General features: G+C 73.1%; 20 protein-coding genes and 1 pseudogene. 7 read left to right on the forward strand and 14 right to left on the reverse strand.

The features are described from left to right. Nucleotides 1-765 carry a MerR family transcriptional regulator gene (locus ABZV94_RS02285; protein WP_356336276.1) on the reverse strand — a complete coding sequence of 255 codons (765 nt, stop codon included), beginning with the start codon at nt 763-765 and terminating at the stop codon, nt 1-3. A gap of 127 nt (nt 766-892) precedes the next feature. Between ABZV94_RS02285 and ABZV94_RS02290 the strand changes: the two genes are divergently transcribed. Further along, on the forward strand, nt 893-2179 hold the full coding sequence (locus ABZV94_RS02290) for an ion channel protein (protein ID WP_356336278.1): 1287 nt from the start codon (nt 893-895) through the stop codon (nt 2177-2179). A 62-nt stretch (nt 2180-2241) separates the two neighbouring features. Continuing rightward, nucleotides 2242-3648 carry a glutamate decarboxylase gene (locus ABZV94_RS02295; protein ID WP_356336280.1) on the forward strand — a complete coding sequence of 469 codons (1407 nt, stop codon included), beginning with the start codon at nt 2242-2244 and terminating at the stop codon, nt 3646-3648. A gap of 160 nt (nt 3649-3808) precedes the next feature. Here the strand turns inward: ABZV94_RS02295 and ABZV94_RS02300 are convergent. The 6 genes and pseudogenes from ABZV94_RS02300 to ABZV94_RS02325 all read right to left on the reverse strand — a co-directional run bounded on the left by ABZV94_RS02300 (nt 3809) and on the right by ABZV94_RS02325 (nt 9292). Next, nucleotides 3809-4497, reverse strand: a pseudogene (locus ABZV94_RS02300) (ABC transporter permease). After that, nucleotides 4494-5468: an ATP-binding cassette domain-containing protein gene (locus ABZV94_RS02305; protein ID WP_356336282.1), complete on the reverse strand. Its 975-nt coding sequence runs from the start codon at nt 5466-5468 to the stop codon at nt 4494-4496. Before ABZV94_RS02305 ends, ABZV94_RS02300 begins: the two are co-directional and overlap by 4 nt. Before the next feature lie 73 nt (nt 5469-5541). Further along, complete coding sequence (locus ABZV94_RS02310) at nt 5542-6183, reverse strand: PadR family transcriptional regulator (RefSeq protein WP_356336284.1); 642 nt, start codon at nt 6181-6183, stop codon at nt 5542-5544. 25 nt (nt 6184-6208) lie between these two features. Beyond that, nucleotides 6209-6757, reverse strand: a complete 549-nt coding sequence (locus ABZV94_RS02315) for a DinB family protein (RefSeq protein WP_356336286.1) — start codon at nt 6755-6757, stop codon at nt 6209-6211. A 152-nt stretch (nt 6758-6909) separates the two neighbouring features. After that, a complete protein-coding gene (locus ABZV94_RS02320) occupies nt 6910-8370 on the reverse strand; it encodes an aldehyde dehydrogenase family protein (RefSeq protein WP_356336287.1) in 1461 nt (486 codons plus the stop codon). Between the two features lie 97 nt (nt 8371-8467). Then, nucleotides 8468-9292, reverse strand: coding sequence for a helix-turn-helix transcriptional regulator (locus tag ABZV94_RS02325; RefSeq protein WP_356336546.1), 825 nt, complete (start codon nt 9290-9292; stop codon nt 8468-8470). Between the two features lie 344 nt (nt 9293-9636). Here ABZV94_RS02325 and ABZV94_RS02330 point away from each other — a divergent pair, with 344 nt between their 5' ends. Further along, the gene (locus ABZV94_RS02330; RefSeq protein WP_356336289.1) at nt 9637-10134 is read left to right on the forward strand and encodes an ATP-binding protein; all 498 of its coding nucleotides are present in this window, start codon (nt 9637-9639) and stop codon (nt 10132-10134) included. A 126-nt stretch (nt 10135-10260) separates the two neighbouring features. Here the strand turns inward: ABZV94_RS02330 and ABZV94_RS02335 are convergent, their stop codons facing one another. The 4 genes from ABZV94_RS02335 to ABZV94_RS02350 all read right to left on the reverse strand — a co-directional run bounded on the left by ABZV94_RS02335 (nt 10261) and on the right by ABZV94_RS02350 (nt 11877). After that, on the reverse strand, nt 10261-10479 hold the full coding sequence (locus ABZV94_RS02335) for a DUF397 domain-containing protein (RefSeq protein ID WP_356336548.1): 219 nt from the start codon (nt 10477-10479) through the stop codon (nt 10261-10263). 198 nt (nt 10480-10677) lie between these two features. Then, nucleotides 10678-11151, reverse strand: coding sequence for an SRPBCC domain-containing protein (locus ABZV94_RS02340; RefSeq protein WP_356336291.1), 474 nt, complete (start codon nt 11149-11151; stop codon nt 10678-10680). Then, nucleotides 11148-11495 (reverse strand): metalloregulator ArsR/SmtB family transcription factor, encoded by a 348-nt coding sequence (locus ABZV94_RS02345; RefSeq protein WP_356336293.1) that lies wholly within the window; start codon nt 11493-11495, stop codon nt 11148-11150. The genes ABZV94_RS02340 and ABZV94_RS02345 overlap by 4 nt, the downstream gene beginning before the upstream one ends. Before the next feature lie 7 nt (nt 11496-11502). Next, nucleotides 11503-11877 (reverse strand): VOC family protein, encoded by a 375-nt coding sequence (locus ABZV94_RS02350; RefSeq protein ID WP_356336295.1) that lies wholly within the window; start codon nt 11875-11877, stop codon nt 11503-11505. 617 nt (nt 11878-12494) lie between these two features. Here ABZV94_RS02350 and ABZV94_RS02355 point away from each other — a divergent pair. Both ABZV94_RS02355 and ABZV94_RS02360 read left to right on the forward strand, forming a co-directional pair. Continuing rightward, entirely contained in the window at nt 12495-13004 is a 510-nt protein-coding gene (locus tag ABZV94_RS02355; protein ID WP_356336297.1) for a hypothetical protein, read from the forward strand. Nucleotides 13005-13171: 167 nt separating this feature from the next. Further along, complete coding sequence (locus ABZV94_RS02360) at nt 13172-13687, forward strand: DUF4232 domain-containing protein (RefSeq protein WP_356336299.1); 516 nt, start codon at nt 13172-13174, stop codon at nt 13685-13687. 75 nt (nt 13688-13762) lie between these two features. Here ABZV94_RS02360 and ABZV94_RS02365 read toward each other — a convergent pair whose 3' ends face one another. Next, on the reverse strand, nt 13763-14896 hold the full coding sequence (locus ABZV94_RS02365; RefSeq protein ID WP_356336301.1) for a DUF2786 domain-containing protein: 1134 nt from the start codon (nt 14894-14896) through the stop codon (nt 13763-13765). 137 nt (nt 14897-15033) lie between these two features. On the opposite strand from ABZV94_RS02365, the gene ABZV94_RS02370 reads away from it, so the two are divergent. Together ABZV94_RS02370 and ABZV94_RS02375 are read left to right on the forward strand one after the other, a co-directional pair. Then, nucleotides 15034-15780 (forward strand): Clp protease N-terminal domain-containing protein, encoded by a 747-nt coding sequence (locus tag ABZV94_RS02370; protein WP_356336303.1) that lies wholly within the window; start codon nt 15034-15036, stop codon nt 15778-15780. Between the two features lie 66 nt (nt 15781-15846). Further along, entirely contained in the window at nt 15847-17535 is a 1689-nt protein-coding gene (locus ABZV94_RS02375; protein ID WP_356336305.1) for a bifunctional 3'-5' exonuclease/DNA polymerase, read from the forward strand. A gap of 43 nt (nt 17536-17578) precedes the next feature. On the opposite strand, the gene ABZV94_RS02380 is transcribed toward ABZV94_RS02375, so the two are convergent. Together ABZV94_RS02380 and ABZV94_RS02385 are read right to left on the reverse strand one after the other, a co-directional pair. Further along, nucleotides 17579-21214: a BTAD domain-containing putative transcriptional regulator gene (locus ABZV94_RS02380; protein WP_356336307.1), complete on the reverse strand. Its 3636-nt coding sequence runs from the start codon at nt 21212-21214 to the stop codon at nt 17579-17581. Between the two features lie 445 nt (nt 21215-21659). Then, nucleotides 21660-22553, reverse strand: coding sequence for a glycosyltransferase (locus ABZV94_RS02385; RefSeq protein WP_356336309.1), 894 nt, complete (start codon nt 22551-22553; stop codon nt 21660-21662). Between the last annotated feature and the right edge of the window lie 93 nt (nt 22554-22646).

Here is a 22646-nt window from a genome sequence, read left to right on the forward strand (position 1 = left end):
TCAGGACGGGGTGTGCCGGTCCGCGTTGGCGAGGATCGCGTCGCGCAGGTGTTCGGCGAGACCGGGGCGCATGGAGTCGTAGAACGCCTTGAAGCGCTCGTCGGAGACGTACATCTCCGCGAAGCAGCGGTGCATCTCGTACGGGACCTCGAAGTAGTACCGGCTGATGTGCTGCCGGTGTTCCTCGGCCAGGTCCATGGCCGCCTCGCCGGCCGGCTGCTCGCCGGCGGCGACCAGGGCGGCGTACCGCTCGCCCCAGTCGTCGACCTCGGCCTGGATGCGCTTCCAGTCCTCCTTGGTGTAGGTCGCGGCGCGGCGCTGGGACTCGGCGTACGCCTCGGTGCCGCCCCAGCGCTGCTCGGCCTCCTCGGCGTACTGCTCGGGGTCCTTGTCCCCGAAGACCTCGAACCGCTCCTCCGGCGTCAGGTTGATGCCCATCGTGCGTGCCTCCAAGGCGTGCTCCACGGCCGCGGCCATCTTCTGCAGCTTCTCGATCCGGGCGGTCAGCAGGTCGCGCTGGCGGCGCAGGTGCGTGCGCGGGTCCGCGTCCGGGTCGTCGAGCAGGGCCGCGACCTCGTCGAGCGGGAAGCCGAGCTCCCGGTAGAACAGGATCTGCTGGAGCCGGTCGAGGTCGGTGTCGCTGTAGCGCCGGTGGCCGGCGTACGTGCGCTCGCTGGGCGCGAGCAGCCCGATCTCGTCGTAGTGGTGCAGGGTCCGCACCGTGACGCCGGCGAACCCCGCGACCTGTCCCACGGAGTAGCTCACTTTCCGCTCCTTGTCGTCGGTACGCCCCCAGGCTGAGGCCTCACGTCACGTGAGGTGCAAGCCGGAAGCCGTTCCGGACGCTGTGGTTCCGGATGTTGTGCGCGTTTCGTCCGCTTATGGTGAGCCCGTGGCCCAGGAGACGACGCAGCAGGCATCCCCGAGCTCTCCGACCGCGCCGGCACGGGCTCTGCTGCCGTTCATCCTGCCCGCCGTCCTCGTGGGCGTGGCCGCGAGTCTCGTCCTCGTCGGGGTGAGCACGGCGGCGGAGAGGCTCCAGCGCGTGCTGTGGGGGCCGCTGCCGGACGCGCTCGGCGTGGGCCGCTCCAGCGTGCTGTGGATGTTCGTCATGCTCGTCGCGACCGGGATCGCGGTCGGGCTGGTGGTGTGGAAGATTCCCGGCCACGCCGGTCCCGACCCGGCCACCATCGGGCTGGACGCCCCGGTGCTGCCGCCGGCCGTGCTGCCGGGCCTGGTGCTGGCCACCGGGCTCATGCTGGCCGGCGGTCCGAGCCTCGGCCCGGAGAACCCGATCATCGCCGTGAACGTGGGCCTCGCGGCCTGGCTCGGCACGCGCTTCCTGCCCCGGACGCCGGGCACCCTGTGGCCGGTGCTGGCGGAGGCGGCGACGATCGGCGCGCTGTTCGGCACGCCGGTCGCGGCGGCGCTGGTGATCTCCGAGGCGCTGGCGGGGCGGCCGATGGCGGGCCGGCTGTGGGACAACCTGTTCGCGCCGCTGACCGCCGGCGCGTGCGGGGCGATCACGACGACCCTGGTGGCCCGTCCGGCCTTCGACCTGGGCCTGCCGCCCATGGGCCACCCGCGCGCGGGAGACCTGCCGGCGGCCCTGGTGATCGCCTCGGTGGCCGCGCTGCTCGGCATGTGCGCCGTCCACGCGTTCCCGTACGTGCACACGGCGTTCCGGCGGCTGCGGCACCCGATGCTCATGCTCCCGGCCGGCGGGGTCGTGCTGGGGGCGCTCGCGGCCCTGGGCGGTCCTCTGACGCTGTTCAAGGGCCTGTCGGAGATCGGGCTGCTGACCCGCGACCCGGAGGGCTGGTCGGCGGGGCAGTTCGCCACGATGACGGTGGTGAAGCTGGCCGCGCTGCTCGTCGCGGCGGCCTGCGGGTTTCGCGGCGGCCGGATCTTCCCGGCCGTCTTCGTCGGCACCGCCCTCGGCCTGTGCGCCCACGCGCTGGTGCCGGCCGTGCACCCCTCGCTGGGCGTGGCGACGGGCGTCCTGGGCATGCTCCTGGCGATCACCCGGCAGGGCTGGGTGAGCCTGTTCACCGCCGCCGTCCTGGTCTCCTCGCCCGGTGTCCTCGCCCTGCTGTGCATCGCCTCGCTGCCGGCCTGGCTGCTGGTGACGGGCCGACCGCAGATGCAGTTGCGCGAGGACGGCACCCCGGTCCGATGACTTTTCCGACCTGACGTTCCCTCACTCACCCCTGGCACCCGTTCCCTTGGAGGCACAGCCCGATGGCCCTGCACAAAGGTCCCCAGAAGCACGAGGAGCGCACGATGTCGGTCAACCCGTTCTTCGGGGAGGCCAACCCCGTCGGCGGCATGGCCGAGGCCCCGCCCACGCACCGGCTCCCGGACACCCCGCTGCCGCCGTCCACGGCGTACCAGCTGGTGCACGACGAGCTGATGCTGGACGGCAACTCCCGGCTGAACCTGGCCACCTTCGTCACCACCTGGATGGAGCCGCAGGCCGGGGTGCTGATGGGCGAGTGCCGGGACAAGAACATGATCGACAAGGACGAGTACCCGCGCACGGCCGAACTGGAGCGGCGCTGCGTGGCGATGCTCGCGGATCTGTGGAACGCGCCGGACCCGTCGGCGGCCGTCGGCTGTTCCACGACCGGGTCGAGCGAGGCGTGCATGCTCGCCGGGATGGCGCTGAAGCGGCGCTGGGCGAAGCGGAACGCCGACCGGTATCCGGGCGCGCGGCCCAATCTGGTGATGGGCGTCAACGTCCAGGTGTGCTGGGAGAAGTTCTGCAACTTCTGGGAGGTGGAGGCCCGGCTGGTCCCGATGGAGGGCGACCGCTTCCACCTGGACCCGCAGGCCGCCGTCGAGCTGTGCGACGAGAACACCATCGGGGTCGTCGGCATCCTCGGTTCCACCTTCGACGGCTCCTACGAGCCGATCGCCGACCTGTGCGCGGCCCTGGACGCCCTCCAGGAGCGCACCGGGCTCGACGTCCCGGTGCACGTGGACGGCGCGTCCGGCGGGATGGTGGCGCCCTTCCTGGACGAGGACCTGGTGTGGGACTTCCGCCTGCCGCGCGTGGCGTCGATCAACACCTCCGGCCACAAGTACGGGCTGGTGTACCCGGGCGTCGGCTGGGCGCTGTGGCGGGACAAGGAGGCGCTGCCGGAGGAGCTGGTCTTCCGGGTGAACTACCTGGGCGGGGACATGCCGACCTTCGCGCTGAACTTCTCCCGGCCCGGCGCCCAGGTGGTGGCGCAGTACTACACGTTCCTGCGGCTGGGCCGGGACGGCTACCGGGCGGTGCAGCAGTCGACGCGGGACGTGGCGACCTCGCTCGCCTCCCGGATCGAGGCGCTCGGCGACTTCCGGCTCCTCACGCGCGGGGACCAGCTTCCCGTGTTCGCGCTGACCACCGCCGACCACGTCACGGCGTACGACGTCTTCGACGTCTCCCGGCGGCTGCGCGAGGGCGGCTGGCTGGTGCCCGCCTACACCTTCCCGGCGAACCGCGAGGACCTGTCCGTGCTGCGGATCGTGTGCCGCAACGGCTTCTCGCACGACCTGGCCGACCTCTTCCTGGACGACCTGACCCGTCTGCTGCCGGAACTGCGCCGGCAGCCGCACCCCCTGACCCGCGACAAGGGCGCGGCCACCGGCTTCCACCATTAGGACACGGCAGTCCCAGGCCCTGTCGTCGAACTCCCGTCTGCCGCGCGACGCCATGCACGCACTCTCGCCGCACCGGGCCCCGGCCCAAGGACATCCAGTACGAGGGCCAGGGCCCGGCACCCCGCCCTCCGGGCGGACGACGGGAGTTCGAGGACAGGACCTAGCGGCCCAGGCGCGCGAACGTCCGTACGGCCAGCGGGAAGAACACCGCCAGCAGGGCGAGCGGCCACAGGACGGCCGGCCACAGGTGCCCCGGTTCGCCGCCGGGGCCGCCCAGCAGTTGCCGTACGGCCGTCGCGGTCTGGGACAGCGGGTTCCACTCGACGGCCGTGCCCAGCCAGTCGGGCATCGACGCGGGCACGGCGAAGGCGTTGGAGAGGAAGCCGGCCGGCCAGACGAGGATCTGGACGGCCTGCACCATCTCCGGGCGGCCGCGAAGGCACCGGGGCCGCCGTGCGCGCGCCAGCCCAGCGCGTACGACACACCGGTCAGCAGGGCGAGCCCGACCGCCGACTGGAGCATGTCGGCGGCCGACCGGCCCACGAGGACCGCGCCGTCCGCCATCGGCAGGGAACGGAACCTGTCGATCACGCCCCGGTTGAGGTCCTGGGTGACGGCGAGCATGGTGCCCTCCAGACCGAAGGCCATGGTGAGCACGAGCATGCCCGGCACGAGGAAGTCGACGTAGTCGCCGGTCACGCCCCGGCCGCCGCCGACCAGATAGCCGAACATCAGCAGCAGCATCACCGGGAAGACCAGCGCGACCAGCAGCTGTCCGGGCTGCCGTGCCCAGTGGGCCAGTTCGCGCCGGGTCATGGTCCAGCAGTCGGTCAGGACGTACCCGCTCACGCGGCCTCCTCCGCTCGGTTCGCGTCGCTCCCGGGGCGCCGGCCGGCGTCGCCGGTGAGGTGCAGGAACACCTCGTCCAGGGTGGGGCGGCGCAGCGCGATGTCGGCGGCCTCGATACCGGCGGCCTCCAGCGCCCGTACGACCCCGAAGAGGGCGGCCGTGCGGTCGGTGACCGGGGCGCTGAGCAGCCGGCGGTCGGCGTCGATCGTGGCCCCGGCGACGGGCAGGACGGCCACCGCGTCGGCCAGCCGGCGGGCGTCGCGCAGGACGACGTCGACGCGGTCCCCGCCGGTGAGGCCCTTGAGGTCCTCGGGGGTGCCGTCGGCGACGACGCGGCCCCGGTCCACGAAGGCGACGCGGTGGGCGAGCTGGTCGGCCTCCTCCAGGTACTGGGTGGTGAGCAGGACCGTCGTACCGCCGTCGACCAGGGAGCGGACCGAGGCCCACACCTCCGCCCGGCCGCGGGGGTCGAGACCGGTGGTGGGCTCGTCCAGGAACAGCACCTCGGGGTCGGTGACCAGGGAGGCGGCGAGGTCCAGACGGCGGCGCATGCCGCCGCTGTAGCGGGCGACGGGGGTGCGCCCGGTGCCGGTGAGGTCGAAGCGCTCCAGCAGTTCCGTGGCGCGCACGCGCGCGTGGCGGGCGCCGAGGTGGTGCAGGCGGGCGAACATCTCCAGGTTCTGCCGGCCGTCGAACTGCTCGTCCAGGGCCGCGTGCTGGCCCAGCAGACCGATGCGCCGGCGCACCGCCCGGGCGTCGGCCGGCACGTCGTGCCCGGCGACCCGGACGCGCCCGCTGTCGGGCCTGAGCAGGGTGGACAGGATCCGGACCAGGGTGGTCTTGCCCGCGCCGTTCGGGCCGAGCAGCGCGTGCACGGTGCCGCGCGTGACGTGCAGGTCGAGTCCGTCCAGGGCGGGTCTGCCGCCGTAGGTCTTGCGTACGCCCTCGACGGTGATCGCCGTGTCGGCCATGCCGCTCCCTCGTTAGTCAAGTTTGACTACTTGTGCGGAACGTAACGCCGGGAAGGCAATTGGTCAAACTTGATTAGCGGTCGTCCTCCGGGTGCCGCTCCCCTGTCGCGTACGGGTTCTGCTGCCCCTCGGAGAGCACGCCCACGAACCGCTCGCCCTCCCCCGCGAAGGTGTACGCGCCCGCCTCCAGGCGGTCGATGAGCCCCTGGGTCCAGGCCGCGTCGGAGTCGGCCGTGTGAACCCAGAGGTTCATGATCTCCCCGATGTGGCCGAGCCGCTCCGGGCCGTCCTCGGGCACGTAGTGCCCGGTGACGGCGGCCCGCCACTGCCCGATCCGGCGGACCCGTTCCCGCAGCAGCTCCAGGGCCTCGGCGCGGGGCAGCTCGACCAGGAAGCCGATGGCCGCGGACTGGATGTCCATCTTCTGGTCGTAGGCGAGCAGGGACTCGCGCAGCAGCCGGAAGAACTCGTCCTCGCCCCGGTCCGTGATCTCGTACTCCACCCGCGGCGGCCCGCCCGCCGTGGACGGCGCGATCTCGTGCGCGTGCAGCAGCCCCTGCTTGGCCATCTGCTTCAGGGCGTGGTAGACCGAGCCCGGCTTCGCGTTGGACCACTCGTGCGCGCCCCAGTACTCCAGGTCGTTGCGGACCTGGTAGCCATGGGCCCGCCCGTGCTGGCGGACGGCGCCCAGCACGAGAAGACGGATCGCTGACATGGGGTCCAGGTTAGGACCCCCCCGATCAGCCCCAGGAGCCGCCCCGCTCCAGTGCGACCAGCTCGAACGCGGTCTTGCCGTCCAGGGACTCGCGGATGATGTCGGCGTGGCCGGCGTGCCGGGCCGTCTCGCGGATCAGGTGCAGGCACAGCCAGCGCAGCGACACACGGCCCTCCGGCGGGAACCACGGGTCGGGCGGCAGCGGGAAGGTGTCGTCCAGGCTGGGCGCGGAGCGGATGAACTTCTCCGTCTCGGCGGCCACCTGCTCCCAGTAGGCCAGCTGCGAGCCGACCGTCTCGTCACCGGCCAGCTGGAAGGTCTCGTGCCAGTTCGACTCGTCGCGCCGCACCGCCGGCGGCTCCTGCTTCGCCCGGGCGATCCAGCTCTGCTCCACCTCGGCGACGTGCTTGAGCAGGCCGCCCAGGGACAGCTCACTGGCGCTGGGGCGGGTACGGGCCTGCTCCTCGGTCAGCCCGAGCAGTGCCCGGCGGATCCCGCCGCGCTGTTCCTCGATGAACGCGAGCAGTGCCCCGCGCTCGTCGCCCGTCGCCTCCGCCGGAACGTGCGTGACCATGGCGTGCCGCCTTTCGTCGGACCGGTGCGCCGGGGGCCGTTCCCCCCGACACCGAAGACGCTACGGGCCCTTGCGGTCAGGTACTGTCCGCAAGGGCCCCGCGCACCGAAAACGGCACACCGGGCATCCGGCCGCGGGACGACAGGGCGCGACTAGAACGGGAACGCGCTGCGCCCGTGCTGCACCGAGATCCACTTGACCGTGGTGAACGCCTCCAGCGTGGTCTCGCCGTTGAGACGGCCGAGGCCGGAGTGCTTCTCGCCGCCGAAGGGCACGATCGGCTCGTCGTGCACGGTGCCGTCGTTCACGTGGAACATGCCGGTGTCGATCCGCTTGGCGAAGGCCACGCCCCGCTCGATGTCCGCCGTGTGGACGGCGCCGCTGAGGCCGTACGGGGTGTCGTTGACGATCCGGACCGCCTCCTCCTCTCCGTCGAAGGTGAGGAGGAAGACGACCGGGCCGAACACCTCCTGCCGGAGCAGCGGGGAACCGGCCGGGACGCCGGTCAGCACCGTCGGCTCGACCAGGTTGTTGGTCGTGCCGCCGCGTACGAGGGCGGTGGCGCCCTCCGCGAGCGCCTGCTCCACGGTGCCGGAGACGGCGTTCGCCTGCGCGGAGTTGATCACCGGGCCGATCACGGTCTCCGGGTCGCGGGGGTCGCCGACCTTGAGGGTGCGGACCTTGGCGACGAACTTCTCGGTGAACTCGTCGGCCACGGACGCGTCCACGAGGACCCGGTTGGCGGCCATGCAGACCTGGCCCTGGTGCACGAACCGGCTGAAGACCGCCGCGTCCACCGCGTAGTCGATGTCGGCGTCGTCCAGCACCACCAGCGCGCTGTTGCCGCCCAGTTCGAGGACCGCGCGCTTGAAGTTCCTGGCGCAGACGGTGGCGACGTGCCGGCCGACCTTGTCCGAACCGGTGAAGGAGATGACCTTCGGGACGGGGTGCTCCAGGAACGCGTCACCGATCTCGGCGATGTCGGTGACGACGACGTTGAGCAGGCCGCCGGGCAGCCCGGCGTCCTCGAAGATCTTCGCGAGCAGGGTGCCGCCGGCGATGGGGGTGTTCTGGTGCGGCTTGAGCACCACGGCGTTGCCCAGCGCGAGGGCCGGCGCGACCGACTTCAGCGATAGCAGGAAGGGGAAGTTGAAGGGGCTGATGACACCCACGACGCCGACCGGCACCCGGTAGACGCGGTTCTCCTTGCCCTCGCCCGGAGAGGGCAGGATCCGGCCCTCGGGGCGCAGCGCGAGGTGGACCGACTCGCGCAGGAACTCCTTGGCCAGGTGCAGCTCGAAGCCGGCCTTGACGCGCGTGCCGCCCAGCTCCGCGATGATCAGATCGGCTATCTCCTGCTCGCGGTCCTCTATCAGCCTCAGGGCCCGCTCGAAGACCGCGCGCCTGGTGTAGGGGTTGGTCTCGGCCCACTTCTTCTGGGCGCGGGCGGCGGCCTGGTAGGCCTCGTCCACCTCGTCGACCGTGGCCACCGTGATCGAGGCCAGCTTCTCGTCGTCGTAGGGGTTGAAGTCGATGACGTCCCAGGAGCCGGTGCCCGGCCGCCACTCGCCGTCGATGTACTGCCGGGCCAGGTCGGTGAAGTAGGACGACATGTGATCCCTCAATCGCTAGCGGCCACAGAACCACGCCAGGTCTGATCGGACGTCATCCTACTTGCGAGTCAACCTAGTTGGGCGTGGTTGGGCCACGTCAGGAGAGCTGCAGCAGACCGCGCAGGAGGTCGCGGCTCTCGTCCGGGCCGGGGCTGTCCTGCTGGAGTTCCTTCAGGGCCTGCTCGTACTGGGCGACGTCCTCGCGCTTGTCCAGGTAGAGGGCGCTGGTCAGCTGCTCCAGGTAGACCACGTCGGACAGGTCGGACTCGGGGAAGCTGAGGATGGTGAAGGCGCCGCTCTCGCCGGAGTGCCCGCCGAAGCTGAACGGCATGACCTGGAGTCGCACGTTGGGCCGCTCGGAGATGTCGATCAGGTGCTGGAGCTGGCCGCGCATCACCTCGCGGTCCCCGTAGGGGCGGCGCAGGGCGGCCTCGTCCAGGACGATGTGGAACTCGGGGGCGTTGTCGGCGAGCAGGTACTTCTGCCGCTCCAGGCGCAGGGCGACCCGGCGCTCCACGTCGGCGACGCTCGCGCCCCTCATGCCGCGCCGGACCACCGCGCGGGCGTACTCCTCGGTCTGCAGCAGGCCGTGCACGAACTGCACCTCGTAGGCGCGGATCAGCGAGGCGGCGCCCTCCAGGCCCACATAGGTGGGGAACCAGCTGGGCAGGACGTCGGTGTAGCTGTGCCACCAGCCCGCCACGTTGGCCTCCCGGGCGAGGGACAGCAGGGATTCGCGCTCCGCCTCGTCCGTGATGCCGTACAGCGTCAGCAGGTCCTCGACGTCCCTCGTCTTGAAGCTCACCCGGCCCAGCTCCATCCGGCTGATCTTCGACTCCGATGCGCGGATCGAGTACCCCGCCGCCTCACGCGTGATCCCCCGCGCTTCCCGCAGTCGCCTGAGTTGCGAGCCGAGCAGCATCCGCCGCACCACCGATCCGGGCTCTCCCGCGCTCACTTTCGCCAGCCTCCCCAACCGTCTTCAGGGGCCGAAGTCTGCCACTAAAACACTCCGAGCAGTACTCGTGCGGTTACGGAAACGGAAAGAGGCCGCCCGTTTCCACCGGGTGCGGAGCGGGAAGAGGTCCGGACCTCTGACGGGAACGTCAGGAAGATGGCAGAAAAAATGGCCAAGAAGCGGTACGGGCAGTGCCATTTCGGTCTCGTGCACGTGCATCTGCCCTTGCATCTGCTGTGCGCTTCCGAAACCATGGTGCCGCGCCACCGCTGCATCGCAACGACCGCGAATTCCCGGGAGTGCCTCGCATGGGGACGAATGGATCGACCATGCTCAAGCCGTTACGGCAGGGCCTTCCGCCGCTGGATCCGGCGGCCGTGTCCGATGCCGCCTCCTGCGCCCTGCCCGCCCGGTTGGAGGCGGTGCGCGAGGCCCGGCGCTTCACCCGGCACACCCTGGAGCAGTGGGACGTCGGTGACCGCTTCGACGACATCTGCCTCGTCGTCTCCGAACTCGTCACGAACGCGCTGCGCCACGCGGTGCCGGCCACGCCGTGCCGGGGCGACGAGCACCTCCCGTCCGTGCGGCTGCACCTGATGCGCTGGACCGAGCGGCTGGTGTGCGGGGTGCGCGACCCGAGCCACGAGACCCCGGTGCCGCGGGACTCGGACGACTTCTCGGCCGAGTCGGGCCGCGGGCTGTTCCTGGTCGACTCCTTCGCCGACAGCTGGGGCTGGCACCCGCTCGCGGGCACGCTCGACGGCAAGGTGGTCTGGGCGATGTTCCGGCTGCACACGGCCGGCTGATCCCGTACGGCACCGGCGGACGCGCGGGCGGCTTTCCCCGTGCGGCTTCTACGCGCGTCCACCGGTCCGCACGGGCCCGCCCCGACGACATCGTCGCCAGCGGCGCGGCGCGGGCGGAGTGCCGCGTCAGCTCGCTACCAGATGGTCGAACTCCCCGTCCTTGACGCCGAGGAGCATCGCCTCGATCTCCGCGCGCGTGTAGACGAGCGCCGGTCCGTCCGGGAAGCGCGAGTTGCGTACGGCGACCTCACCGCCCGGCAGCCGTGCGAACTCCACGCAGGACCCCTGCGAGTTGCTGTGCCTGCTCTTCTGCCAGGCCACTCCGTCCAGCTGCGTGGCAGCCATGCCGTTGTACACGTCGTACCCCCCGTACACGCCGTCAACGTCGCGGTCCACAGGTCGCTCCCCGAGTGGTGCACTGGCTGGTGAGGCCATAGATGCTGTAGTCAACTGACTCGGATCATAACTCTGTTCACGTGCAGGTGCATGAGCAAATGCACGTGCACGAGGAGTGGTGCCGCGGTTACAGCCTTGACGTGCGCTTTACCGAAGCTGTTCCAGCGTCTGCCCCAGAGCGGGCAGGACATGTCCTCTCCAGCCCCCGCCCATGATCTTCCGCGCCATCGACTGCGCGGGGTCGTCCGGATCGAACCCCTCGTGCACTAGGAAGAGACGCGTACCGCGCCCCTCCTGTTCCAGGGTCCAGGTGATCGTCCAGTCGGCCGGATTGGCCGGATCGGCATCCGCCCAGCGGAGGGACAGCATCCGCTCTGTGTCGTAGGCCAGTACCTCCACCTCTACGACACCCGAGAAGCGGGAGTTGGGACGGGGGACGGAGGTCATCCGGTACCGGTGGCCGACCCGGAGCCGGAAGCCCTCCGCGCCGGGCATCTGCCAGCGAGCCAGCAGGCCGGGGTCGGTCAGGGCGCGCCAGACCTTGGCGGGCGGGTGCGGGAAGAACTGGTCGACGCGGATCGTGGTCAGGTCGTCCGGGTCGGATCCGGGTGCTGAACTCATGGCTGTTCATCGTCGGGCATGCGGTCGAGGAGATCCCCGAGGCCCTTCAGCCGCTCGCGCCAGAACCGCTCGTACGGATGGAGCCAGTCCTGCACATCGGCGAGCGGAGCCGCCTCCAGCCGGTAGATGCGCTGCCGCCCGGAGCGCCGCTCGGAGACGAGGCCGGCCTCCCGGAGCACCTTCAGGTGTTCCGAGAGGCTCGGGCGGCGCATGTCGAAGTGGTCGGCCAGGGCCTGGACGGGCTGCGGCCCGCGCTCGCGCAGCAGCCGCAGCACCTCGCGGCGGGTGGCGTTGGCGAGCGCGGCGAAGACGCGGTCCTCGGCGGCGGTACCCGTCCCGTTCATCGAGCGGTCAGAAGCCTTCCTTCTCCGTCAGCAGCATCAGACCGTTGCCGTCGGGGTCGGTGAAGGAGGCCATCCGCCCCCACGGGACGTCGTCCGGTCCCTGCACCTGGGCGCCGGCCGCGGCCAGCCGGGCGCAGTCGGCGTCGACATCGGTCGAGACCAACATGATCCCCCGCGCCGAACCGGGCTCGAAACCGCCCATGCCGGGTCCGGAGAGCGTGAAGACGGTCTGGGCGCCCTCGGGGGCCACCTGGAGCCAGCGGCCCTGGGGCATCTCCCGGTCGGCGGTGACCTCGAAGCCGAGGACGTCGCGGTAGAAGCGCAGAGCGCGGTCCTGGTCGGCGACGGGGAGGGTGACGAAGGAGGCGTGCGTGATGCTCATGGCGCCGACGATAGGTAGGAAATCACCTACTGGTCAAGGGTAGGAAAATTCCTACCTGTCTCCTGAGGCGGCGGGTTCGTCACCGACCGGCGCGTTCATGACCGACCGGCGCGTTCATGACCGTCCGCCCGCGCCGGCGGTCGCCGCCGCTGAGGCGTGACCCGGGTGCCGCACCGGCTGCGGGTCCGGCTCGCCGCGCGGCGGGGGCCAAGCGGGCTCACTGCCCGACCGGCTGGAGGAGCCAACCGTGCCGACCGTGCTCTCCGTCCGGCATCTACCGGCGGGCGGCACCGTGACGGGCCCGCTGGACGTGGATGTGGCGCGGGCGACTTCACCGAGGAGGGTCCGCGCGGCCATGTGGGAACTGCTGCGCCGGCACCCGGACCTGGACCAGCCGGGGGACGCGGGCGCCCCCCGCCTCCACGACGGCGACCGGGGCGTCGGCCGCCCCGCGCGGCTTGCCCGCGCCCCTTCGGCCCGCTCCAGTTCGGGCCGCGCGAGTGCGTTCACCGGGCCTTCCCGCCCGGCGTCCGGAAGTCCTCCCGGTACCTGCTGGTAGCTTGCGCTGCGGGCCGTCCGGCGGGGGCGGCCGGCCGCTATCGCTGAGGGAGCTTCCGGTGACTACTGCGACTGCGAGGGTGCGGGCGAGGGCGCGCGGGCGGGGCGCGGCCCTGGCCGTGGGACTGGCGGGCGCGCTGGCGCTCACGGCGTGCAGCAGCGGCGGCGGTTCCGGGGGCGAGGACGGCACCTCGGCGTCGCCCTCGTCGAGCGCGGCCCCGTCGTCGAACGTGACCTCCCCCGCCGGCGCCTCCGCCGAGCTCCAGGGCAGCTGGATCACCACCGCCCACGGCAAGATCGTGGCCCTCGTGATCACGGGGAAGAAGGCCGGGATCTTCGCGACCGGCGGGACCGTGTGCAGCGGGACGGCGGGTATCGAGGACGACATGCGGATGATCCGTCTGACCTGTGCGGGCGGGCACGAGGACCGCACCACCGGCATGGTCGACTCGGTGAACGGCACGACGCTGAAGGTGACCTGGTCGGGCGGGACCGGCCAGGAGACGTACACCAAGGCGGAGGGCGGGAAGCTGCCGTCGGGGCTGCCGACCGCTCCGGTGCCGCGGTGAGGACGCTCCGAGGCGTTGCGAGGCGTTGAAAGAGGCGCGCGAAGAAGCGTTCCCGGCCGTTGACGCGCCATCTGAAGTGATGAATCGGGCCGGGGCGCGTGATCGAGCCCCGGCCGCAGGGGCCATGATGCGGGGGAGACCGTCACCACCTCGATGGGAACCTGCTCATGCGCGCCATTCCGCTCACCGTCACCGCCCTCGCCGCCGCTCTGCTGCTGACCGCCTGCAACGACAGCGGCGGGGACAAGAACGGCAAGAGCGGATCCGCCTGCGAGATCGGCGGGGTCTCGCTGCAGATCGGGGCGGCGAGCGTGGCCCCGGCCGCCGGTGACACCGGTGAGATCCCGGTCAGCATCACCAACCAGAGCGCTCCGTGCACGCTGGACGACTTCCCGCAGGCCGTGCTGAGCGGCGGCGGCTCCAAGGCCCGTGTGCCCGTGCTCAAGGGCGCGAAGGCCCAGAAACTGAAGCTCGCCAAGGGCGACTCCGCGTCCTTCTCGATCAGTTACGTGCGCGGCAAGGAGGGCGCCAAGAACGTCCTGGCGGCGCGGACCGTGGAGATCACGCTGCCCGGCTCGGACTCCGGCCGGACGTTCCCGTGGAAGTACGGCCCGGTCGCCGGCAAGGCCGACGGGAGCGGTCCGGACGCGTCCGTGAGCGCCTTCCAGCAGGTGGGCGACTGAGCGCGGCCGAGGCGGGAGCGGGTCGGCGAACCGGCGGGGCGGCAGGGCCGGCGATAGACGGGCGGTGCCTGACCGTCACCCCGGCTGGGGCGGCCGACCGTCACCCAGCCGCGGGCGGGCTCGGACCTGTGCCCGGTCCGCCGCGCGTGCGCCCTCCGTCCAGCCCGCGGCGTCGCTGACCCCCCGCAGCCTGGTCGTCGTGGTCTGCGGGAACATGCGCTCCAGCCGGCCGGTGACGGCTGTCTCGCGCGTGGCCAGCACCGGCAGCAGGTCCTGGGTCACCTGGGTCTCGGCGGCGGCCGCGAGGCGGTCACCCACGCGGTGCGCGTAGGCCGCGAGGAACGACTGCCGGAAGGTCTTGGTCCGCTTGCGCCCGCCGGCTCTCTGGGCCGCCTCCGCCTTCGTCATCGCGTGCGTGGCCTGCACCAGCAGCGAGGTGTAGAGCAGCTCGACCGCCTCCAGGTCCGCCTCGAAGCCGACGACCGTCGAGAAGCCGAGTGGCTCGTTCCACACCGCGCGGCAGTGGTTCGCCGTGGCCACCGCGTCCAGCAGGACCGCCTTGGCCTGTTCGTACGGCGGCTCGACCCCGATACGGCAGGCGCCGGGCGCGTCCGGCGCGGGCGCCCCCGCGGCGAGCAGCGCCTCGTCGACGCTGTACCGGGCCATCAGCTCCTGCGCCTTGGCGCTGAGCGCCTCGGCCTCCTCCGGGTAGCCGGTGGCCTCGGCCTTGGCGAGCAGCGCGCGGATGCGGGTGAGCGTGCGGGAGGCGGCCGGGCCGGGGGCGCGCCGGGGTTCCTCCTCCAGGGGCTCCAGGGCGGGCAGGCGCAGCAGCAGGCGGTACAGCTCCAGGACCGCCGTGGCGTGCGAGAAGCGGTCGGCGGTGCGCTCGGGCCCCGCGGGCAGCGCCGCGAGCTGGTCGGCCCAGCGGCGCCCGCGCGGGCGGTCCCTCCCGGCCTGCGCCCGGATCAGCGCGGCGGCCAGGCGGACGTGCGCGTCGTCCAGCTCGCGCCGCACCAGCCGTACGACGTCGGCGGGCTGCCAGCCGCGCTGCCAGGCCCCGGCCACGAAGTCCTCGCCGCGGCGGGCGAGTTCGGTGTCGGCGGCCGGGTCGGCGGCGAGCAGGGAGGCGCCCGTGTCGAGGCCGGTGTCGGTGTCGTCGTAGAGGGCGGCCCGGAAGGCCCGTTCGACGGTGCTGGCGGTGCTGGTCACGCTGTCGATCGTGCCACGCCCCGGTGACAGCCCCCGATCGTTGTCCACAGGCTGTGGACAACAGTGGGCCAGGAGCGGGGCGATGAGATGTCAACCATCGGTTGACAGTCGGAGATGTGCAACCTACGGTTGACGGTATGGCGACCAACCCGAACATCACGGCATCCGTGCGCCTCGACGACCTCATCGAGGCGATCAAGAAGGTTCACAGCGAACCCCTCGTTCAGCTCCAGGACGCGGTGATCGCCGCCGATCACCTCGGCGACGTGGCCGACCACCTGATCGGGCACTTCGTCGACCAGGCCCGCCGCTCGGGGGCCTCCTGGACCGACATCGGCCGGAGCATGGGCGTGACCCGGCAGGCGGCGCAGAAGCGGTTCGTACCCAAGGAGTCCGCCGACCTCGACCCCGGCCAGGGCTTCAGCCGCTACACCCCGCGCGCGCGGAACGTGGTCATGGCCGCGCACAACGAGGCCCTGGCCGCCCGCAACGCCGAGGGCCGGCCCGAGCACCTGGTCCTCGGCCTGCTGGCCGAGCCCGAGGGCCTGGCCGCGAAGGCGATCACCGCGCAGGGCGTCCTGCTGGACGCCGCACGCCAGGCCGCGACCGCGGCGCTGCCGCCCGCCGCGGACGACGTACCCGACCTCGTCCCCTACGGCCCCGAGGCCAAGAAGGTCCTGGAACTCACCTTCCGCGAGGCGCTGCGGCTGGGTCACAACTACATCGGCACCGAGCACATCCTGCTGGCCCTGCTGGAGCACGAGAACGGCCAGGGCGTCCTCAGCGGCCTCGGCCTGACCAAGCCGGCCACCGAGGAGTACGTCGGCAGGATGCTGGCGCTGCTGCTGGAGAAGACGGCCGAAGCGGGCGGCGGCCCCGAGTAGACCGGCACAACGCCACAGAACCGCAGGTCGGACGCATTGTCAGACCCCCCTGCCAGACTCGCACCCATGACCGACCGGTGGGCGCTCGCACCGGCCGAGGACGGAGGCGTGGACGTCGCCCCCCTCGGCCCGGACGGGCTGCCCGCCGGACCGGTGCGGCGGGAGAGCGATCTCGCCGCGGCGGTGCGGAGCCGCCCGGAGGTGACGCGCTGGGTGTGGCGGTCGACCCCCGAGGTCTACCCGCGACTGCTCGCCACGGGGGTGCGAGTGGAGCGGTGCTACGACATCGAGGACGCCGAGACCCTCCTGCTGGGCCACGAGGGGCGGTACGGCGAGCCACGCTCGGCCGCCGCCGCCCTGGCCCGCCTCCGCGGCGGCCCCGTCCCGCCCGACCCCCCGCAGCGCGCGGCCGATCCGAGCGCCCAGTCCTCGCTGTTCGAGCCCGCCGGCAGCCACCTGCCCCTGCCGGACCTGCTCGCGGTCTACGCCGACCAGCTGCGGCGGCACGAGAGGACCGCCCACCCCGACCGCATGCGGCTGCTGACCGCCGCCGAGTCGGCCGGGATGCTGGTGGCCGCCGAGATGAACCACGCGGGTCTGCCCTGGAGCGCCGAGGTCCACCGCGAGCTGCTGCACGACCTGCTCGGCGAGCGCTACGCGGGCGGCGGCGAGCCGCGCCGCCTCGCCGAGCTGGCCGACGAGGTGTCCGCCGCCTTCGGCCGCCGGGTGCGGCCCGATCTGCCCGCCGATGTGATCAAGGCCTTCGCGCAGGCCGGGATCAAGGTGAAGTCCACCCGCCGCTGGGAGATCCAGTCCGTCGACCACCCGGCCGTCGAACCCCTGCTGGAGTACAAGAAGCTGTACCGCATCTGGGTGGCCCACGGCTGGTCGTGGCTCCAGGACTGGGTGCGCGACGGCCGCTTCCGCCCCGAGTTCCTGGCAGGCGGCACCGTCACCGGGCGCTGGGTGACCAACGGCGGGGGCGCGCTGCAGATCCCCAAGGTGATCCGCCGGGCCGTCGTCGCCGACCCCGGCTGGCGGCTGGTGGTGGCCGACGCCGACCAGATGGAGCCGCGCGTGCTCGCCGCGATCTCCCGCGACCCCGGGCTGATGGAGGTGGCCGGCCGCGAGAGCGACCTCTACCAGTCCGTCTCCGACCGCGCCTTCTCCGGCGACCGGAACCAGGCCAAGCTCGCCGTACTGGGCGCGATCTACGGCCAGACCTCCGGGGACGGCCTGAAGAACCTCGCCGCGCTCCGCCGCCGCTTCCCCAAGGCCGTCGCCTACGTCGACGAGGCGGCCCGCGCGGGCGAGGAGGGCCGGCTGGTGCGCACCTGGCTGGGCCGGACCTGCCCGCCGGCCGCCCGGACGGGCGAGGACGCGGCGGAGGAGGCGGGCATCCCCGTCGGCGAGGACGAACCGGAGGGCCAGGCCGGCTGGGGCCCCGGACACGCGTCGACCACCTCCCGCGCGCGGGGCCGCTTCGCGCGGAACTTCGTCGTCCAGGGCAGCGCCGCGGACTGGGCGCTGCTGCTGCTCGCCGCACTGCGCCGGGCCTGCGCGCAGCTGAAGGCCGAGCTGGTCTTCTTCCAGCACGACGAGGTGATCATGCACTGCCCCGCCGAGGAGGCCGACGCCGTCGTCCAGGCCATCCGCGAGTCCGCCGCCCTCGCCGGCCGGCTGACCTTCGGCGACACACCGGTGCGATTCCCGTTCACGACGGCGGTGGTGGAGTGCTACGCCGACGCCAAGTGACACCCGTCACGCCGCGTGCGCCGACAGCGGTTCACACCACTGCTCAGCCGCCGCTCAACAGCTCCCGCAGCTCCGCCAGGACCGCCTGCTCGTCCGTGCCGTCCAGCGCCTCCCGGGCCGCGCGCCAGGCGTCGTACGCCTCCGCCCGCCGCCCCCGCTCGCGCAGCAGGAACCCGTGCTGGTGCAAGGCCAGCCCGCCCATGTACCGGTCGGCGCGGGCGTCGGCCCGGCGCAGCAGCTCGGCGCACTCGTCCGCCGCCCGCTCGGTCTGCCCCAGCCGCCGCAGCGCGCGCACCAGGCCGAGCCGGGTCTGGGACTCGCCGTGCCAGTCGCCGTGACCGCCGAGGATGCGCAGGCTCTCCTCGAAGTGCCGGGCGGCGGCGGCCGGTTCACCGAGGGTGAGATGGGCGTAGCCGATGTTGCAGTGCGCCGAGTGCTGCACGATGACGGCGCCGATCTCGTCCCCGATGGCCAGCGAGCGCCGGTGCTGTTCGATGGCGGCGCGCGGATCGGTGTGCTCGTAGAGGTTGCCCAGGTGGCTGCGGGTGACGGCCTCGCCGTAGGGGTCGTTCAGCAGCCGTGAGTAGGCGAGGCTCAGCCGCAGCGCCTCCCCCGACTCCTCGAACCGTCCCAGTCCCTCCAGCAGCAGCCCGCGGTTGTTCAGACAGCGGCGGATGCGGGAGGCCGCTCCCAGCCGCCCCCAGATCTCCAGGGCCTGATCGGTGAGGGCGAGGGCGTCGTTCTGCCGGCCGGTCAGGAAGTGCAGGCCCGCGAGGTCGCCCAGCGCGTACGCCTCGGCCTCCGGGTCCCCGAGCCGCCGCGCGGCACCGAGCGCGGCCCGCCCCAGCACCTCCATCTCGGCGACCCGCCCGCTGCGCTGCGCATAAGGGAAGAGCAGCCGGACGAGCGCCGAGAGATGGGCGGCCGTGCGCGGATCGTCGGTGTCGGCGTTGCGTGCCACCAGCGTGACGACGTTCTCCAGTTCCAGCTCGGCCCAGGCGAACGCCTCCTCGGCCGACTCGAAGGGGGCCAGGGCCGCCACGTCCGTCGCGTGCTCCGACGGCTGCGCGGAGGTCGGCCGCCGCCGGTCGTCCTGATCCAGCCCGGGCTCCACGACCGCCGTCAGCACCCGCTCGGCCATGGCGGCGTACCAGCGGAGGGCGGCCAGGTCGGGGGTGCCGGGGGCGGGGGCGGGGCCGGCAGCGGGTGCGCTGCCGGCGGCGGCTTCGGTGACGTCGGTGGCAGCGGCGGTGCTGGACGCGCCGTCGCCGGCGGTGCCGGGAGTCCCCTTGGAGGACCCGTTCCCGGCCGCCGCGGGGGACCGGCCGGGGCCGTCCGTCCCTTCCCTGCCGGCGGCCGGGGACGCGGCGGGCCGCACAGCGGCGTCGGCCAGTTCGCGGGCGAAGTCCCGGACCAGGTCGTGGGGCGCGTAGCGGCCGTACGCCGTCTCCTCCAGGAGGGCGACGTCGACCAGGCGGTCCAGGGCGGCCTCGGCGCGCCGCTCGTCCGTGCCGGTGAGGCGGGCGATCAGCGGGGCGCCGTAGGTGGGCAGGTCGAGCGCGCCGATGTGACGCAGGGCGAGGGCCGCGTCCCGGTCGGCCTCGCGCTCGGCGGCGGCGAGCGCGTCGTGGGCGACGGCCAGGGAGCGGCGGACGCTCAGGTCGTCGTACTCCAGGTGGTGCAACCGTCCACCGGTCTCGGCGAGTTGGCCGGCCAGGACGTCCGGGGTCAGGGCGCGGCGGGCCGCGAGCCGGGCGGCGACCACGCGCAGGGCCAGCGGGAGCCGGCCGGTCAGCTCGACCAGCGCGTGCCCGGCGTCCAGCCCCGCGCGCCCGCTCACCGCACGCAGCAGGGCCGCGCTGTCCTCACCGGTCAGCGGGGAGAGCGGGAAGCGGCGGGCGCCGTCGAGCGCCGTGAGCGGCGAGCGGCTGGTGACGATCACCGCGCAGCCGGGTCCGGCCGGCAGCAGGGGCCGTACCTGGGCCGCGTTCGCCGCGTCGTCCAGCACCAGCAGGATGCGGGCGGGCGCGAGCAGCGAGCGGAGCAACGCGGCGGAAGCGTCCGGGTGTTCCGGGATGTTGCGCGGCTCCGCACCGAGGTCGCGCAGCAGCGCGGCGAGCGCCTGCGAGGCGGTCAGCGGGGTCATGCCGGGGGTGGCGCCGTGCAGGTTGACGTAGAGCTGACCGTCGGTGAAACGTTCCCTCAACTCATGGGCCACGTGCAGGGCCAGCGCGCTCTTGCCGACGCCGGCCATACCGCTGATCACCGCGACGGCGGGGGCCGGGGCGGACGGCTCGGTCAGCGTGCGGCGCAGCTCGCGGCGCACCTCGGCACGGCCGGTGAAGTGGGCCGGCGGGGCGGGCAGCTGGGCGGGACGAGGCGTCTGCCGTACGCCCGGCCCGTCGCCGTTCCCAGCGGGCGCGGGGGCCGCGGAGGGCGTGTGGGCCGCGGAGGGCGTGGGGGGCGCGGAGGGCGCGGAGGGCGACGGGGGCGCACCGCCCGCGCGGGGCGTCGCGGGGGACGCGGCACCGGTGGCCCCGCCAGGGGTGCCGGAGCCGGCACCCGTACCGCTGGAGGCGTCGGTACCAGCGCGGTCACCGCTACCGTCACCCCTGGCGTCGCCGCTGCCGTCGCCGTCGCTGCCGCTGCCGCTGCCGCTGCCGCTGTTACCGTCGCCGTCTGGGGCGGCCAAGTCGCCCTCGCGGTGCGGCTGCCCGCCCTGTCCGGCCGGCCACGAGGGGCCGCCGTGCTCCGCGCCGCGCCGCCGCTCCTCACCGCTCCCGCGCAGCACCTCGACATGCGCCTCGCGGACCGCCGGGCCGGGTTCGATGCCGAGTTCCTCCACCAGGCGGGCGCGCAGATCACGGTGGACGGCGAGGGCCTCGGCCTGGCGGCCGGTGCGGTGCAGGGCGAGCATCAGCTGACGGTGGTACGCCTCGCGCAGCGGATGTTCCGCGACCAGGGCCGCCAGCTCGGGGACGAGTGCGGCCAGGCGGGCGCCGCCGAGGGCGAGTTCGGCGTCGTAGCGCAGCTCCAGCAGGAGCAGCCGCGCCTCGCTCAGGCGCTGGACGAGGGCGTAGCCGCCGATGTCGGCGGGCAGCCCGCTGAGCGGCGTCCCGCGCCACAGCGTGAGCGCGGCGGCGCAGGCCCGTACGACGCCCGGCCAGTCGCGCCGGGCGTGCGCGGCGCGCGCCTCGGCGACCCGGGCGTCGAAGACGTGCACGTCCAGCTCGCCCTGGTCGACCCGCAGCACATAGCCCGGCGGTACGGCCCTGAGCCGCTCCGGGTCGTCCAGGAGCCGGCGCAGCCGGGTGACGTGGTTGTGCAGGGAGGCCTGTGCGGAGACGGGCGGCGCGCCGCCCCACAGCGCGTCCTTGAGCGCCTCGACCGACACGACCCGGCCGGGTTCCAGCAGCAGCGCGGCGAGCAGGGCGCGGACCTTGGGGCTGCCGATCGCCCGGACGCCGTTGTCGGGTGCGTCGTGGCCGGTCTTCCGGGCGGAACGGGAGGCTCCGGGAGCGGCACCGGAGGCTTCGGGAGCGGTACCGGAGGCTTCCGGAGAGGTGCCGGAGTTTCCGGGAGAGGTGGCGTTCGAGGTGCCGTACGAGATCCCGTACGGCGGTCGGTCGTACAGGACCGGCGGTCCCAGCAGTCCGAAGCGCAGCTCGCACCGCCGCATCACGCCGCTCCACTGCCTTCCCGCGCGGTCGGGCCCGACCGCGCTCCGCTGCGGGTGTGTACCCACCGTCGCCTGGCGGAATTCCGCCCTGTCCCCAGCGGTTTCCCGCCACCTTCTGCCGATCGGCCGACCACCGGCCGGCCGTCGGGGCCACCGCCGGTCCGGCAGCCGAACCCGCCCGCCCGAAGGGGAGTTCCCGCTGCCGCCGGACGACTTCCGGCCAACCGCTCCGCGGTCCGCTGACGAACCGTTGGCCACATGTTAGCGATCCGTTGGCGCATCCTGATGTGATCATTCCATCGGATTCGGCCCGACGGCGCGCGCGTAGCACGCGTAACTCGGGGGAGTGTCGCCGCAGGCTGAATCCGGGGACGACAAGGGCCCCGGCCGGCGGAGGTGAACGACCGGGGCCCCGTCCCGCTTCCTCTTTCCGGGCCTGCCGGGCTCAGATCACCGGCGGGCGCCCCAGCCGGGTCAGCCGCCACACCGTCCGCCAGCGCATCGGACGCCGCTCACCGGCCGGCTCCCGCAGCCCTTCCGCGAACCCCCCGAACCAGGCCTTGAGACCCGCCCGGGAACGGGTACGGGCGAGGGTGAGGAGCGTCCACACCCCGAGGTGCACCGGGACGAGCGGCAGCGGCAGCCGGCGCCGGACGAGCCAGACGCGGTTGCGGGCGTTGACCCGGTAGTAGATGGCGTGCCGGGCCGGTGAGGTCTTGGGGTGCTGGAGGAGCAGTTCGGGGGCGTACAGGATCTTCCAGCCCGCGTCGGCGGCCCGCCAGGCCAGATCGGTCTCCTCGTGCGCGAAGAAGAACTCGGCGGGCCAGTCCCCGGTCTCCGCCAGCATCGCCATGCGCAGGGCGTGTCCGCCGCCGAGGAAACCGGTGACGTAGCCGCCGCGCAGCGGGTCGGACCTGCCGATCCTCGGCACGTGCCGCTGCTGGGTCTCCCCCCGCTCGTCGGCGATGCGGAAGCCGACGATGCCGAGGCGGGGGTCGGCGGCGTAGAGGTCGCGCACGCGGCGCAGCACGTCGGGGTCGACGAGCAGCCCGTCGTCGTCCAGTTCCACGACGACGTCGACGTCCCCGAACTCCCGCAGCCGGGCGAGGGCGACGTTCCGGCCGCCCGGGCAGCCGAGGTTCTCCTCGACGTCGATGGTGGTGACCTCGCCGGGCAGGGAGAGCCGACGGGCGAACTCGGGCAGCCGGCAGCCGTTGCCGACGATCACGATGCGGGCGGGGGCGAGGTCCTGCTTGGCCACGGACTCCAGCAGGGCGTCGACCTCTGCGGGCCGGTTGCCCATCGTCACCACGGCGACGGCGATCCTCGGCTCCACCACGTCCCTCACCCCATCCGGCCGACAGCGGCACCGCGTCCCGACCGCGCGCTGCCCGCCGTTCACCAAGATGTTGCCTGAGATCCGCGGGTTCAG

Origin of the sequence: Streptomyces sp. NPDC004658 (genome assembly GCF_040609555.1) — a bacterium.
GTDB lineage: Bacteria > Actinomycetota > Actinomycetes > Streptomycetales > Streptomycetaceae > Streptomyces.